The following is a 15,723-nucleotide window of genomic DNA, read 5'->3' on the forward strand; positions in this document are numbered from 1 at the left end:
CAGACCTTGCAGGGCAGTTCCTTTTTTGTTCCCCTACTTAATTACTCATTAGCGAAAAAAGAGGCCAATAAAATGACAGGAGCATTATAATCAATCGCATATTCATTGCTCGAATAAGAGCCTCTTACATCCAAATAAGCCATGGCAGGAGCAAGACTATCCTTGACCGCATCCAAATCAGGATCTCCGCCGTAACGATTCGGACCTCCAACGACTAAACCTGGAATCAATACTCCAGTAGCTGCATTAATGCGGTGATGAGGCTCCAGCGGGTATTGACTGCCTATTCCCGTCACATAACTAAACCCCGTTGCGCTGCGGCCGAATACATGATGCAGCTGCTCAAGCGCTGTAGCTCTGAAGCTAGCTTCTTCAGGCTCCATTAGATTTGCAATTAGAAGGATACAGCCATAAGCAGCACCCGATTTCACCGATGCCCACGTGTATTCCTCTGCATTCAATAGGTTGAAATAGCCGTCTGCTTCTGATCTTGCAACAAGCTCCTTCGCTCGATCCGTCACCGCTTTACGAATAAGCTCCTTCCACCGCTCATCCGCTTTCTCCGCACGATAGTATGCCCATTGACCAAGCAGCTGGGCGTTCGCCCAGTTGACTGCCTGCGGGGAGCTCTTCAACAAATAATCAAACCGACTGGTCAGCACGTCGCTATAGCTGCTGTTTCCCGTAGTGCGAAACAGCTCAGCAAGTGCCCACATCCTCTCTTCTGCATCGGTTTGCTTGCCATATCCGCCAGAGCCATTATCCTGCATCGGATCCTGCCGAAAAGCAGCGGCTTCGTTTGCGCTCAAGTAGCTCTGTGCTTTCTCAGCTGCAGCTAACAAACGATTAGAAAATTTCTCGTCGAAGGTTTTATATATTCGAGACGCCAGCGCTGTTGCACCTGCCAATTGAGCGGTGCCATACGTCGATAAACCATATACATAACGAGTTTGTGTATCCGTATCTGGCGTAACAAATCCAGTCCAAGCGGAGCCGCTCACTTTATGATAAACAGCACCGTCTGCACGCTGCATGCGCAGCATCCATTCCAGCTCATAACGCACCTCTTCCAAAATATCAGGAAGCGAGGAATTCGCAGTCTTTAACCCTTCAGGGAACTTAAGCTGTCCCGCAGGAAATGCTTCTGGATTGAGGTCATAGGCGAGCAGCAGCTGAGCAACTGTAACAGCTGCTGGAGGTATGTATTTCCCATAATCACCAGCATCGTACCAGCCGCCGGATACATCTATGAGATCACCTTTATGTGAGACTCCATCATCAAAGAAGATCTCCGCTTGCGCATCTTGTAAATGTCCTGCTGCCTGCTTCAGCTTCGTAATCGGATCGTCGATCGTTACGCCCGAACGCTGCAATGTATAAGATCTGAGCAGCGTAGCGAGCGCATCATCATACGGAGCATCTCCAATGACAAAAGGATAAGAACTGCCCGCCCCAGCGACCAGCAGCTTATATTCTCCAACCGTTTGGAAGCTGGAGAAATCCGCTCTTCTTATTGTCTTTTGTGATGCTGCATCCGCAAGCGGCTCAGATAAGCTGCCCGTAAACATCGTGTTGCCAATGCTGTCTACTAACGAAAATTCCGTTCCGCTTGGCAATTCACCCTCCACGATGGCAAACTTCGCATGCGCTGTTCCATAGCCAACCTGATCCACCTTCACTTGCGTTCCTTGCTTAATTTCTGGCTGCGAGTCAGGTACCGTTGCAATTGGCAATTCAGCATTGTTTATTGGAGCATTTCCTTGTTCCTGCTGCTTATTCAATGTATTCCCGCCTTCTGACCCTGATAACAGTCGAAATGATATCGTCACGACTAACAAAAGAGTTATGATTCCGCCTATGACATACAAAGTACGTCTGCGTATGCGCATCAGCCACCGCCAATTTTATTTTGTTCTGGTTTACAGATTCATAGGAGCGCCATTATGATCAATAAAAAGTGCATCTGCTTCCGTTTTCCGCTCGACGATGTTCAAGATGCCAGCTGCAGATACTGTCGCATCTCCTGGCGCTTGCTCGCCTCCCATATCTGTTCTGATCCAGCCGGGATGAAGCGCATGAACAACAAATCCTTGCGGTGCAAGCTCGTTCCGCAGCTGAGCTGAGAACATGTTCAGAGCAGACTTAGACAGCGCATACGAATAGTCACCGCCATAAGCGCCTGTGAAGCTTCCTGCTTCCGAGCTAATATTAATGATGCTTTGCCGCTCTCCTTGACGAAGCATAGGCAAAAAATGCTTGAGCACGACGATCGGACCAAAAAGATTAGTCTGGAACGATTGCTCTACTTGCTCCAAGTCGAGCTGCTCCAGCTTCTGATCCCGTCCCAGCAATATCGCTGCACTGTTTATAACCGCATCCAGACTGCGAACTCGGTTTTGCGCTTGCTCGGAAGCGTAGCGAACCGAATTCTCATCCGTAACATCAAGCGGCAGGATCGTTACTTGATCCGGAAATTTTGTGAGCAGCTCTTGCAAGCCCTCTGCGGGTGATCCCGGGCTGCGAACCCCAGCTAACACATAATGCCCTCGTTCGCACGCTTCACTGGCAATCGCTAAGCCAAGACCTCGATTGGCGCCTGTAATTAATATGTTCATACTGCTCATTCCTCCTGTTCATTCATCACCTATATTGGGAAGCTCGTTATCGGATCATTTACTTTTTATCGTTTTCCAGCAGCTCCAGCATGATCTTCAAATTTTTAAAAGTATCCATATAAGCGTATCGTCCGCCGGTATACTCTCCCTTTTGAACCAATGCCATTCCGTTTTTCTCCATGGATGCTACAATTTCTTTCATGCCGTCAACGACGAACGCGATGTGATGCGGGCCTTCACCATGCTTATCGAGATGCTCTCTCCACGTACTTGGATGTTCATCTGGCTCGATAAGCTCAAGCTGCAAGGAACCCATATCAAAAAAAGCAAGCTTGGCGCGAGCCACTGACGATTCACCATTGTATTCCGTTTGTGCTTTATCTACCGTGTCAGTCCAAAACCAATTCGGCTTTTCAATTCCAAAAAAATCAGCATACGCCTGCGACGTTGTTTCAATATCATGAACTAATAGTCCAATTTGAGTTACTGTACGTGTTCCAATCAAGTTTTTATCCATGCCCGTTTCCCCCTGTAGGTTGATTTTATCGTTATAAGTGCTGTAAAAGCCGTGTAATCACTATTCAATATCCCGATACTCCAATTCATTGAAATTTCTTCACCTACATCCGCATTCCCCCTCTCACAAAGCTACAACGCGTGAACGCGTGTTCATTTGAAAGTAAAAAATAATGTGCAGTTCAAGCCTGACATTAGAAGCCATTATGCAAATCATAACGACCTCTAACTACGTAGGGCTAGGGCTTAACTATGAATCTTCCCTTGCCCTTTGACAGGAATCACGGACAACAAGCTCCGTGCTTGCCGCAACCGGCTGATAGTCGCCCGAACCATTCTCAATGCTGGAGATCAAGGTTTTCGTTAATTTGTCCATCATGTCTGCAAAATCAACCCGAATCGTTGTTAATGCCGGACTGGAATGTGCACTCAATATATGGTCATCAAAACCTACGATCGATACATCCTGCGGCACGCGAATACCGGATTCCTTCAATGCTCGAATAGCTCCGAATGCAACGCTGTCGTTTGCCGCGAATATCGCTGTCGGCAGCTCCATCTTGGATTTCATAAATTCCTTAATGGCCATGTAGCCGCTTGATTCGTTAAAATCTCCCGGCAGCATCCACTGCTGCACAAGCGGTAATTGATGCCTTGCCATTGCTGCTTGAAAGCCGCGCCACTTGGATGGTCCGGAGTATCTATTCATATCTCCGTTAATCATGCCGATTCGCTCATGGCCCAAGCTAACTAAATAATCAATCGCTTGCCCTACGCCCGTTTCGTTGTCAAAGTTGAACACAATACGATTAGATTCGGTCCGTCCTGGCAAGTGCTGATCCACGATTGCCACCATAAATCCTTCGGCTATAAGTTCTTCAATAAGCGGTTCATGATTAGCTGCTCCAATGAACACGCCTCCATCGATTCTGCGCTGATAGAAGCTCTCCTTAATCGTACGAGCCTCATTCTGATCTTTCATATCGTGAACGATATGAGTCAGCACATAATATCCATGCGAAGAAGCGTTTTCAATAACCCGGGCAAGCAGCAAGCTTGAAATGCTGTCGCCGGATACTCGGCCGGAATCGGCCATAAACAAACCAATCGTTCGCGTGCGTTTGCCTGCCAGCACCTGTGCAGAGAGATTTGGGTAATAATTGTATTGCTGAATGACCTTTAAAACCTTTTGCTTCGTCTTCTCAGGAACATTTGCATAATTGTTAATCACACGGCTGACCGTGCTTCTGGAAACACCCGCCAGCTTAGCTATTTCCGTACTGTTAATTTCCTTGCTCAATCCTAGTCCCTCTTTCTGTAAACGCGCGTTTATGAAAATATGGTACCAATGTTCCGGAGCGCTGTCAATTCATAATTGCAAGCTGCTTTAAAGATATTTAAATAGAAGCAGCCTCAAAGGTTTCCCTGAGGCTGCTTCTTATATAAAAACAACACTGACAGCCGAAATATCAGTACATCTGATCATTCATCGCATTCGGAAATTCATCAATAAACACATTCCAGTCAAGCGGCAGCTCCTCATCTCTCAGCAAGCAGTCATCGAGCGAATCGGTCAGCTGCTTACGATTCATCGCGATGCCGATAAGCACAAACTTATTAACACGATCACCATATTCCTCGTGCCATGCGTTTGCCAGCTCTGGGTCTTCGAGCAGTAATTCTTCTCGTTCCGCATCCGGCAATGCAGCAGCCCATAAACCAGCCGGTCCAAACTGTATGGAAGGCCCTGCTTGGCTCAAGCTTTGGGCATACGCGCTACGAGTCGCAAGCCATATGATACCTTTGGCTCGAACGACTTCCTCTGGCCAGCGCTCCATCCAAGCTTTAAGACGCTGCGGATGAAATGGCTTCGCACGTTCGTATACGAAAGAGGATATACCGTACTCTTCCGTTTCAGGTGTATGTGATGGTGCTTCCAATTCCTTTATCCACCCTGCTGAACGACTAGCTTCGTCAAAATTAAACAACGACGTATTCAAAATTTCTTTCGGATTAACTTCGCCTTTGGAAGTACGAATAAACTTGGCGCGCGGCTGCATGGTCCGGAGCACCCCTTCTAATTCCGCCAATTCCTCATCATCAACAAGATCACATTTGTTCAAAATAAGCACATCGCAAAACTCGATCTGATCAATCAACAAATCAACGACCTCGCGTGTATCGTCTTCGCCAACGGCTTGACTGCGATCAAGCAATGTCTCACCTGATGCGTAATCATGCCAGAAGCGATAAGCATCAACAACCGTCACCATACAATCAAGCCTGCAATATTGTGTTAAATCAATTCCTTGCTCTTCATCGATATAGGAGAAGGTCTGAGCTACGGGAACAGGCTCACCAACACCCGTTGATTCAATCAAAATATAATCAAATCGATTTTCTTTCGCCAAGCTCTCTACTTCCTTAAGCAAATCTTCCCTAAGCGTGCAGCAAATACAGCCATTGGACATTTCAACAAGCTTTTCTTCTGTCCGTGACAAGCCTCCCTCATCTTTAATAAGACTAGCGTCTATATTCAATTCACTTAAATCATTTACGATAACAGCGACTTTCAAGCCCTCGCGATTATGTAGGATATGATTCATAATCGTCGTCTTGCCAGCGCCCAAATATCCGCTCAATACAGTTACAGGCAGTTTTTTAACAGTCATCATTGGCACCTCCAATTAATTTAAGCTTTGAATTAAACGTAATAATTACGATTATACAACAAATAAAAAGCATATCGATTAATAGTAATCATTACGCTTAATGAGTATAACGATATCTCGCTCACTCGTCAAGATCGTATTCATTACAATTAAACAATCATGCTTTTTGTCCCTTTTATCGTTTTTCCATAAAAACCAAACTAAATTGAGCATTTATTTCCATCGCTGCCATTATTTTTTTAATAGAAAAGCTTTGTTTGTAATTCCCTTTTTCAAATCCAAGCTTCTGTACAACAAATTTTTTTTGCACGAATGCACACAAGCCAGAACCTCCACCTTATTCAAGTTTATTCTCTCTAATCTTCAGTCATATCCCCCTTCTGCTTCTGGCAGTTTCTGATAGGCTTCCTTCCCTGCAACGATTTGATGAATGAACTGCCGAAGTTCCAGCAATTGCTTTGCATCCTTTGTTAACTCGCAATATTTCTCGGACCAAGTAAATGTCTTGGATTCCCCATTTATACTAACTTCCCAGCTGTCTTCACCGTAAGGAACCTGTTCACATCCTATAGCAGCAGGCTTTAAGTTTTTTGTTCCCATTATATTTATTTCTCTCATTTTCTCATAAATGCTGCGCATCTCTTCTGTCGTAAACGCAATTTTTGCAGATGCAGTCCCATTCATCACTAAATCCTTTGTAGCCGTATCTAGGAAAGTATTAATTTCGTTTTTATTCACTTCGCTGTATCCGTAACGCACCATGAAATCAAAATCATTTGGCATTTCTTTCGGCATATTGTTTGATTCTATAACGATATCATTTGTTGGTTGATGCTGATCAACAGTGTCTATCTCTGCACCCGTTTCCTTGCTGCAACCACTTGCGATAACTGCAAATAGGAGTAAAACTGAGCATAAACGTTTCATTTTAATGCCCCCCAATTGAATTTATGCAATGTTAAAGACGTAATTGGGAGATATTAGTTGCATCTATCCCTCTCGTTCCTTTGTGAAATTATTCATATCCTCGCACCTCGCTACGTGTATGATTACTATACAAAAAAAGCCGATGACCCCTTTGCTTTGGATTCATCGACCTATTATCATTCGTCTATTTAAACAGCCGTTTGCCAATCTCCCAATGATAGCCAAACGGATCCGCTACACGACCAATACGCCAGCCATGTTCTTCATTTATAGGTGCAATTTCTGTTGCTCCCGCAGCGATAGCCAATTCGAATAAGGCATCGGGGTCGTTGACCGTGATAACCATCCGGAAGAAGCCACGACCTGCCATTGCGGGTATAGCGGCAGCCTCTTCTTGAATCCAAAAATTCGCTCCTCTAACGGAAAGCTCAGCAATAGCTATATTCCCGTCACCGTCCTCTAACCGATAAAGCTCGACTGCACTAAATGCCGCTTTATAAAACGTTATTGCCTCGGCCGCATTGTTGACCGACAGCCACGGTGCAATACTAGCCTCAGAAGAATCTAATCTACGCGCACTACACATTAACATTATAGGAGAGCTGCAGTTCATCCCCTGGCAGGCCGCGAATGCCCCAGTTATATTTTGGAGTTTCAAAAATTGTTATTTCGATATCTTCAGGAGAAATATGCAATTGTGCTTGAATGTGATCAAAGAGCGAACGAATAAGCTGTTTTTTGGAATCGATGGAACGACCTTCAAATACGCTTATTTCGATAATCGTATACGCTGCGGTCCGTCCAGGAGCGTAATAAAAATCTTCTTTCTCCATTGCGAAAAAACGATGAAATTTCTTATCGAGCGGCATTTTAAATACATCCACTACACAGGAATGAATAACTTCTGATAATTGTTGTTTTATCGGATTTAATTCATCCTTAAGTCCAAAAACCTTCACCTGAGCCATTCTACTAATCACACCTTTCTTATTTCAATGATTGTTAGTGTAATCTTGTATTTTTAGTAAAATTATAGCACATGCAATTAGAATAAATCTCCTATGGTGAGCCAAACCAAGCATGGCTTAGCAGACGAATGCCTTCTTCAATATCATCCTCACTCATTCCGCCAAAGCCAAGCCATACAAATGATGCCGGACAGCGCTCACTATCCATCCAATGTACATTCGGAGAATACACCTTAACCCCATTTTCTGCTGCCCGTTCGATCAGTTGGACGCTTTCTCTGTCCTTAACATCAAGCAGCAAATGCAGTCCTGATTTGCTTCCAATGATACTTACACGATCACCCATATACAGTGAAATCGCAGCAACTAAAGCTTTATGCTTCGCCTGATACAGTCTTCTCATTTTGCGTATATGTCCAGCAAAATGTCCGCGATTCATAAACAAAAACACGGCCTGCTGAATGATTGGTGATGCAGGCTGACTGTAAACGGAAAATATCTCATCCTGCTTTTCTAGCATGTTTGTTGGCAAGACGATATAGCTTAACCGGGCAGCAGGCAAAAACGATTTTGAAAATGTCCCCAAATAAACGACACGTTCTCCTGAGTCCAATGCTTTAAGAGAGGGAATCGGCTGGCCAACATATCGAAACTCACTATCGTAATCATCCTCGATAATGACAGCGTCGTTTTGGTTTGCCCACTGGAGCAGCTTCATTCGTTTCTGTACTGACATCACCATGCCTAATGGAAATTGATGTGACGGTGTCACATACACTGCGTTGACGCTGCTTGATTGCAACTCTTCTATGTTCAAGCCATCAGAATCGACCGAAATGGGCGTAATTTCGCAGCCATGATTTTTAAAAATCGTTCGAACGCCATTATAGCCGGGTTCTTCCATTGCTATGTTTTTCCCCCCTAGAGACAAAAACTGTAATAACATGCTAATGGCAGGTTGTGTTCCTGAACAAATGATAATTTGATTGGGGCTGCACGATACTCCGCGAGATTGAAATACGTATTTTGCAATTTCTTCCCTAAGCTCCTCTTCTCCTTGTGGATGTCCATAACCCAATATTCGATAAGGGTCTCCATTTAAACCATCCGACAAACATTTTTTCCATATCTTCATCGGGAAACGATGCCATTCAATATCACCATAGTTAAAATCATACCGATACCTTTTCCAATTAACATCTTTAGTGGAACTTACTTGAACTGAATCTCGATTTGTATTCACATCCTCTAACGGCAGCACTCTTATCCCATTACGACTTTTACTATCCACATACCCTTCTGCAAGCAGCTGCTGATAAGCAGCTTCTACAGTGTTTTTGCTAATTTTCAAATAGTGCGCCAACTCACGAATCGATGGAAGCTTAGTCCCTTCAGCTATTAATCCAGATTCAATTTGATCCTTAATATACGTATACAGCTGCGAGTATAAAGGATTTTTTCCCTGCTTATCGAGTAAAGGAGTAATCTCTATCATATGCAGCACCTGACCCCATGAAATATTCAGAATCTGCCCCTTTTCACAGGGACAAATGTTCATTATTATTACATTATCATAAAGACAAAGGGTGTGCCTAAATATGTTTCCTGTAAGATTACAGAAAAGAGAGTGTACTGATCAGGGCAAGATTCAATCCTTTTTGTTAAACGCAAAAACAGGATTCCTTGGCCTATCTGCCGATGGAATCCCTTACGTTGTTCCGTTAAACTTCACTTGGCTGAACGACACGGTTTATTTTCATGGTGCTGCTGAAGGGCGGAAAATCTCCTATATCGAGCAAAACCCAGAAGCATGTTTTACCATAAGCGAAGAATATGGAACATTAACTGACCCCGTGCCTGCTCATACAGATACCTCATATATGAGCGTTATGGTTTCTGGGAAAATACAGTTTGTTAATGAAATAGACGAGGCTGCAAAAGCTATGCAAAGCATGCTGGACAAATATGTGCCTGGCTACTATAAACAACCGTTGTCCAAATCGCATTTGGAAAAATATGAATCATCCTTGGGAAGTAAAACCAAAGTATTTAAATTAATAGCAGCTTCCATCTCTGCGAAAGAAAACGAGAAAGTAGAGAGCGCTATGTTTTATCCTGGTAAAACGGTACACAACGATTTGTAATAACGGTTAGTCAACTAAAGAAATCATCATTACCGATGAGCAATCGTCAATTGGAATTTTTGCCTTGAACCGCCTTCGGGACCGTTTGGAATCGATTCCTCCAAGGGAATGAAACCAAATCTCTCATAAAGGCGCCTTGCAGGCATCCCATCTGGAATATCATCGCCAAATGTTGTGACTGCTATTTCTGAAGGAATATCAACAAGCGTTAGAACATGATTCAGCAAGGCCGATGCTACGCCTTTATTTCTTGCTTCAGCGGAGACAGACAACCAGCCGATTTTGTAGCTTGGGGCATTTGATGTAGAAAGTAATAGTCCCCCTAACAGGCTGCACCCTGGCGAACCATCATATTCCCGCACGCAGAACGCGCGATTTTGATGTATATTTCTCTCTAGTGCCAGAACAAAGTTTGGATCATCCACCATTGGGCCAAAGAGGTACTCCACCTCAGCAGCCAGCTTTAACCATCCATTTAGATCTTCTAATGTTGCATTTACGACATTCATTTATTTTGGCTCCCTTTACCAGCTTCAAGAACAAAAAACCGAAAGATAGACACTTTATAAAATAGCGTCTTGTCTCTCGGATTTTTGCTTATCTATCTATTTCATTTTAAAGCATTCTGCTTATTAACGATATAAGTAGCGATCTTCCTTTTCACGAATCCATACCTGCATGAAGCCCGCATCTCTATTATCCCAAGCATAATAAGGAATAAATAAACAAGCGCTGCCTTCAGCCACTTTTCCTTTCAGAACAGTCACGCCGCCAAGCCATTCTGCTCGGTGCTCAATGAGTAGCGGTTCATGTGCTGCAATAGAAAATTCATCGTAGGATAACTCCATATTATCAGTCTGCTCCATGCAATACACAATAGGTCCGCGCTGCAGAGCAATTCTTCCAATGTTAGCCTCCACCTCCGGCCGTGACCGAATAACTTCAACTGGCATATCCAGCTCTAATACAATGGAGTCTCCCGGTGTCCAGCAGCGATTCAGTACGAGATAACCATTTTCGATTTTTCCTTCCGATGGCTGCGGCTGCTCCCCTAGAAGCGACAGCTTATATCCTCTGCACCAGCCAGGAACACGAAGCCGGATCTCGAACGTTTCCGCTTGCTCCAAGCTTACCGCAACTTCGATTTTTCCATCCCAAGGATACGCGGTTGTCTGCTTAAGCTTGACGGTTGTCCCACTCTTAATTTCCAAAGCAGTTTCCCCGTTCATGTATTGATTGACGACTATTCCAGCATCCGTAGCAGCATAAGCATATTGTCCAATGGATGGTAAAAATCTAACTAGGTTAGTCGGGCAGCAAGAAGTGCCAAACCAATCCACGCGGTGATGCTCGCCCTTTGATGCAAGCGGATTGACGTAGAAAAATTTGTCGCCAGACAACGAGATTCCGGCTAAAGCGCCATTGTACATTTCCCGCTCTACAACATCGGCATATTTTGCATCGCCAAACAACAAGTTCATCCGGTGATTCCAAAAAACCATAGCGATTGCCGCACAAGTCTCGCAATAAGCCGATTCATTCGGCAAATCGTAATCATGTGTAAAGCCTTCATTATGCTGAGACGGACCGATGCCGCCTGTCACATACATATTCCTTTCAACCGTATGCGACCAAACGCGGTGCAGCGCATCAATATACGTCGGATCACCGGAAGCATGCACGACATCAGCCATCGCGGTGTACAAATACATCGCTCGTACAGCATGTCCTGTTACCTTCTCGATATCTCGAACAGGCACATCATCCTGACAGTACGCAGGGCCCCATTCCTCTTTGTCCCAAATGGCACCTTTACCATGACCATGACCACGTTCTTCAAGCAGCCAAAGCGCCAGCTTCCAATAACGATCCTCGCTGGTCGTGCGGTAAAGCTTCACAAGCGCAAGCTCAATTTCCTCATGCCCCTCCACCCAGTGCCGCTTGCCAGGACCAAATACGCGATCATAATGATCAGCCATTTTGCATGCAACATCCAGCAGCTTCCGCTTGCCTGTCGCTTCAAAATATGCAACCGCTGCTTCAATCAGATGGCCGCCATTATACATCTCGTGTTTCTCCATATCCGACCATTTGAGATCAGGCGCTTCAAGCGTGTAATAAGTACTTAAATATCCATCCGCTTCCTGCGCCGCAGCTATGAGATCGATAATCCGATCAATCTCTGCTTCCAGCACTGGATCACGATCCGTCATAAGGGCATAAGCGGCACCTTCAAGCACCTTATACACATCGGAGTCGTTATAATACATCCCCTCAAATTTGCCTTCCAGCAGTCCGCCTGCTATTGCAAAATTGTCAATTCGGCCTGTTTCCTCGCATTTGACTAAACATGCCTTCATCGTAATATTTTTGAGAACTTCCAGCCGCGGCCTCCAGAAAGCATCATTGATCTCAACTTTCGTAAAGGGCACGTTTTGCCAGCCTTTTATCGCCTTCGTTTCTGTTAATGTCACGTCTAACCATCCTTTCATCGCTAATTCTTATCCTTTCAATCCCGTTAACGTAATGCCTTCCAGAAAATAACGCTGGCCAATTAAAAATACGAGCACGCAGGGCATAACGACAGTTGCTGAAGCCGCCATGAGCAAATCCCATTGCGCCGTATAGCTGCCTTGAAACATTTGCAAGCCAAGTGCTAACGTAAAGCGGCTGTCACTCTTTAAATAGATAAGCGGCCCCATGAAGTCATTCCATGATCCTAAAAAAGTAAATAGCGCAACGACGATAACAGCCGAACGGCTAAGCGGCATAAGAATACGCCAATAAATTTGAAAATAATTAGCCCCATCCACAAAAGCAGCCTCGTCAAAATCACGCGGAATCGTCATGTAGAATTGGCGAAGCAGGAAGATATTAAAGATACCTCCGCCAAAGAACGCCGGCACGATAAGCGGATAGAACGTATCATAGAAGCCCAGCGTTTTCCATCCGAGAAAGCTCGGAATTAACGTAACTGCAGCAGGCAGCATCATGCTGGTCATAAGGATTGCAAAAATGGTGTCTCTGCCTTTCCACTGAATACGAGAGAAACCAAAGGCTGCAATCGTACTCGTCAGCACAGTTCCGATAATAACGCTGAACACAATAATAAGTGTATTTTTGAAAAATTGTCCGAAAGGCAGCACGGTCAGTGCTCTCTCGTAGTTATCCCATTTAAAAGGATTTGGAATCCATTCCGGCGGCATAACGAAAATTTGCGATAGATCCATCACTGAGCTTCGAATCAGCCAAACGAACGGAATGATAAACATAACTGAAATAATAATAAGGGCCGCATAACCTGCTGTCAGCTTGAGTTTGGACTCTCTCATGATTTTTCCCCCTCGTAGTAAACCCAAGATTTCGAGGTTTTGAACACAATAAACGTAAAGAACAAAATAATGATAAATAGAATCCATGCCAGGGCAGATGCATAACCCATCTCTGTATCACGGAATGCTGTACTCCACAAATAAAACACGAAAAATAAACTTTTATTATTCGGCCCGCCCTGTGTCAAAATGTAGGCTTCGCTAAACACCTGGAAAGAACCGATAATCGTCATGATGGTATTAAAGAAGATTGTTGGCGTTACCATCGGGATCGTAATATGGCGCAGCTTATGCATCCATCCTCCGCCATCGACATCAATGGCTTCATAGTACTGCTTCGGAATACCCGAAAGCCCCGCTAGAAAAATAATGACTGTGCCGCCTATTCCCCAAAGCGTCGTTAAGACAACAGATGGAATAACACTGCTCTCGCCAAACAGCCAGTTGCTTGTCGGCAAATGAAGCCATGCGAGCACCGTATTAACTAAACCAAGGTCTGGATTAAGCAGCCACAGCCATATCATGGACGATGCAACCGCTGGAACGATACTTGGCAAATAAATAATGGTGCGGAACAACGATCTACCCTTTACATTCATATTAAGGAGCAGCGCCAGCAGAAAAGAGATGATGATGACAGCAGGTACCCGCAAAATAACAAAATAGAAGGTAACGCCTAGTGATTTATAAAATAAATCATCTTCACCTGAGAACAGCTTGGCGTAATTATCGAAACCAATAAATGAGGTTGTATCTTTGAACACGCTATAATCAGTTAAACTGAGCACCAAACTAGCAATCATAGGACCAAGCGTAAATATGATGAAGCCTAGTATGGCAGGAGCTGTAAATAGTAACCCGTAGAATAACGCCTTACGCTCTCTTATGCGACTTTTTTTACTGACTGCTGGAATGGTTTGCGCAGGAATATCCATGCCCATACTTGCCTCCTATCCTAAGAAGACGGCGGTCTTCAGGAAGAACGCCGTCAATCTGACTATAGTTCTTTCTTTAATTGGTTATTGTACGTCACGACGCCCTTGAACCTGTGCTTGTGCTTTCGCAGCGATAGAATCCATTGCCTCTTGAGCGGTTTGCTGGCCTAACCAAACTTTATCGAGTGCTGGATTAACGATATCCATAATTTTATTAAAGTTTTTCACATAAGCGGTTGGTGTTGCATGGCTGTTGCTCAATACCATCTCAACGACCGCATCCTTGTAGCCCGATGGGCGAGAAGGCAGGTTTTCAGTCCATCTGGTTAGGTAAGACTCATCCGTGTACCACTCTTTATGAGATGGCATCCAAGTGCCGGCAGTTAGCAGCTCGATTGAAGCTTCTGGATCAATCAGTGCCTTCAAGAGCTCCCATGCTTCCTCCGGATGTTTCGTTGATTTAAACATCGAGAACATGCCAGAAACGACAGTCGTCATCGGCTGTTTCATAACGGGGAGCACGCCAACATTAAAATTAAATTTGGATTGTGCCAAGCTTGTGCTTGCCCATTGACCATCAAATGCCATCGCTACTTTTTTGGTTTGCAGCGCAACGTTGGTGCCTGGTATATTTTTCGCTTGAACAGGTGACGGTGCTACATGATGAACATTAATAAGATCGGAAATCTTCTGAATAGCTTCAACAGCTTCAGGCTGGTTCAGAGCAAAGGTTTTGCCGTCCTCAGACAAGAAGTCTCCGCCATTCGAATAGATGAAGTTGCTGTATGCGCCCCACCAAGTTGGCACGTTGACTCCGAATTGTTTAATGTTTTTAGGATCAAAACCTTCTTCTGTCGCATTCTTGCCTTTGTTGTCAATTGTAAGTTTCTTAGAAACCTCTACGAACTGATCCCATGTCCACGCTTCAGAAGCTTTGGCTGGCGGAGGTGTTAAGCCTGCATCCTTAAATACATCTTCATTATAAAATAAAGCAAAAGATTCTGGGCCAGGCGCAATACCAACTACATTGCCAGGCTCCGAGGAATACATAATGTTAGGAACGAGCCTATCCACAGTCAACTCCGTATCCTTATCAAGGAAATCCTGAAGGTTAACGAACTTGCCTTCTTCCGCTAAAGGAAAAGCGATCGTGCTGGACTCCATCATGGCAATATCCGGCTCATCGTTGCCAGCTACCATGGTCGTTAATTTCGTATCGTAATCCGCTGAAATGGCTTGGAAATCAACCTTAATATTTGTATGCTTAGCCTCAAAACTAGCGACTGCTTTCTTAAATGCTGCGATCTCATCAGGTGCGCCCCAAGCTGTAAGACGCAGTTTGATCGGATCTTTGGATACATTTTCACCGCTACCTGTATTTTCGGTGTTGCTTGAGCCATTCGTCGCCCCAGCCTGAGAATTTTTGTTACCTGAATCAGACTTCGTACAAGCCGATAGTACGCTGATTGCCATAAGCAGCACAACTAAGAGAACGGAAACCGATTTCCATTGTCTTCTCATATTCGTAACGAGCCCCTTTCATTTATCCATCTCATTGGCTCATAGCTGCAGTCTATGATGGTTTTATTGTAATCGATAGATAACGCTTTCAAA

The 15,723-nt window shown here is 44.4% G+C and carries 15 protein-coding genes; 1 reads left to right on the forward strand and 14 read right to left on the reverse strand.

The annotated features are described in order from the left end of the window. Nucleotides 1–41: 41 nt before the first annotated feature. The 9 genes from BK120_RS13215 to pdxR form a co-directional block, all read right to left on the reverse strand. Nucleotides 42–1,889, reverse strand: coding sequence for a glycoside hydrolase family 9 protein (locus BK120_RS13215; RefSeq protein ID WP_076267966.1), 1,848 nt, complete (start codon nucleotides 1,887–1,889; stop codon nucleotides 42–44). Between the two features lie 30 nt (nucleotides 1,890–1,919). Beyond that, a complete protein-coding gene (locus BK120_RS13220) occupies nucleotides 1,920–2,615 on the reverse strand; it encodes an SDR family oxidoreductase (protein ID WP_076267967.1) in 696 nt (231 codons plus the stop codon). 58 nt (nucleotides 2,616–2,673) lie between these two features. Next, on the reverse strand, nucleotides 2,674–3,132 hold the full coding sequence (locus BK120_RS13225; RefSeq protein WP_076267968.1) for a VOC family protein: 459 nt from the start codon (nucleotides 3,130–3,132) through the stop codon (nucleotides 2,674–2,676). A gap of 249 nt (nucleotides 3,133–3,381) precedes the next feature. Then, a complete protein-coding gene (locus BK120_RS13230; protein ID WP_076267969.1) occupies nucleotides 3,382–4,431 on the reverse strand; it encodes a LacI family DNA-binding transcriptional regulator in 1,050 nt (349 codons plus the stop codon). 169 nt (nucleotides 4,432–4,600) lie between these two features. Next, a complete protein-coding gene (locus BK120_RS13235) occupies nucleotides 4,601–5,803 on the reverse strand; it encodes a GTP-binding protein (protein ID WP_076267970.1) in 1,203 nt (400 codons plus the stop codon). A gap of 363 nt (nucleotides 5,804–6,166) precedes the next feature. Beyond that, nucleotides 6,167–6,730: a hypothetical protein gene (locus BK120_RS13240; protein WP_076267971.1), complete on the reverse strand. Its 564-nt coding sequence runs from the start codon at nucleotides 6,728–6,730 to the stop codon at nucleotides 6,167–6,169. A gap of 184 nt (nucleotides 6,731–6,914) precedes the next feature. Continuing rightward, a complete protein-coding gene (locus BK120_RS13245) occupies nucleotides 6,915–7,322 on the reverse strand; it encodes a VOC family protein (protein WP_256710883.1) in 408 nt (135 codons plus the stop codon). Further along, on the reverse strand, nucleotides 7,309–7,698 hold the full coding sequence (locus BK120_RS13250) for a tautomerase family protein (RefSeq protein WP_076267973.1): 390 nt from the start codon (nucleotides 7,696–7,698) through the stop codon (nucleotides 7,309–7,311). Before BK120_RS13250 ends, BK120_RS13245 begins: the two co-directional genes overlap by 14 nt. A 91-nt stretch (nucleotides 7,699–7,789) precedes the next feature. After that, a complete protein-coding gene (gene pdxR, locus BK120_RS13255; protein WP_083681939.1) occupies nucleotides 7,790–9,193 on the reverse strand; it encodes a MocR-like pyridoxine biosynthesis transcription factor PdxR in 1,404 nt (467 codons plus the stop codon). Between the two features lie 103 nt (nucleotides 9,194–9,296). On the opposite strand from pdxR, the gene BK120_RS13260 reads away from it, so the two are divergent. Beyond that, a complete protein-coding gene (locus BK120_RS13260) occupies nucleotides 9,297–9,842 on the forward strand; it encodes a pyridoxamine 5'-phosphate oxidase family protein (RefSeq protein WP_076267974.1) in 546 nt (181 codons plus the stop codon). Nucleotides 9,843–9,871: 29 nt separating this feature from the next. On the opposite strand, the gene BK120_RS13265 is transcribed toward BK120_RS13260, so the two are convergent. From BK120_RS13265 to BK120_RS13285, 5 genes are all read right to left on the reverse strand, one after another. Next, nucleotides 9,872–10,351, reverse strand: coding sequence for a GNAT family N-acetyltransferase (locus tag BK120_RS13265; RefSeq protein ID WP_076267975.1), 480 nt, complete (start codon nucleotides 10,349–10,351; stop codon nucleotides 9,872–9,874). A gap of 123 nt (nucleotides 10,352–10,474) precedes the next feature. Further along, nucleotides 10,475–12,334: a glycoside hydrolase family 127 protein gene (locus tag BK120_RS13270; RefSeq protein ID WP_076267976.1), complete on the reverse strand. Its 1,860-nt coding sequence runs from the start codon at nucleotides 12,332–12,334 to the stop codon at nucleotides 10,475–10,477. A 9-nt stretch (nucleotides 12,335–12,343) separates the two neighbouring features. Beyond that, a complete protein-coding gene (locus tag BK120_RS13275; RefSeq protein WP_076267977.1) occupies nucleotides 12,344–13,174 on the reverse strand; it encodes a carbohydrate ABC transporter permease in 831 nt (276 codons plus the stop codon). After that, nucleotides 13,171–14,109, reverse strand: a complete 939-nt coding sequence (locus BK120_RS13280) for a carbohydrate ABC transporter permease (RefSeq protein WP_076268074.1) — start codon at nucleotides 14,107–14,109, stop codon at nucleotides 13,171–13,173. Before BK120_RS13280 ends, BK120_RS13275 begins: the two co-directional genes overlap by 4 nt. 84 nt (nucleotides 14,110–14,193) lie before the next feature. After that, the gene (locus BK120_RS13285; protein ID WP_076267978.1) at nucleotides 14,194–15,630 is read right to left on the reverse strand and encodes an ABC transporter substrate-binding protein; all 1,437 of its coding nucleotides are present in this window, start codon (nucleotides 15,628–15,630) and stop codon (nucleotides 14,194–14,196) included. Nucleotides 15,631–15,723 lie beyond the last annotated feature (93 nt).

The sequence above is a fragment of the Paenibacillus sp. FSL A5-0031 genome, from assembly GCF_001956295.1.
In the GTDB taxonomy this organism is placed as follows: Bacteria; Bacillota; Bacilli; order Paenibacillales; family Paenibacillaceae; genus Pristimantibacillus.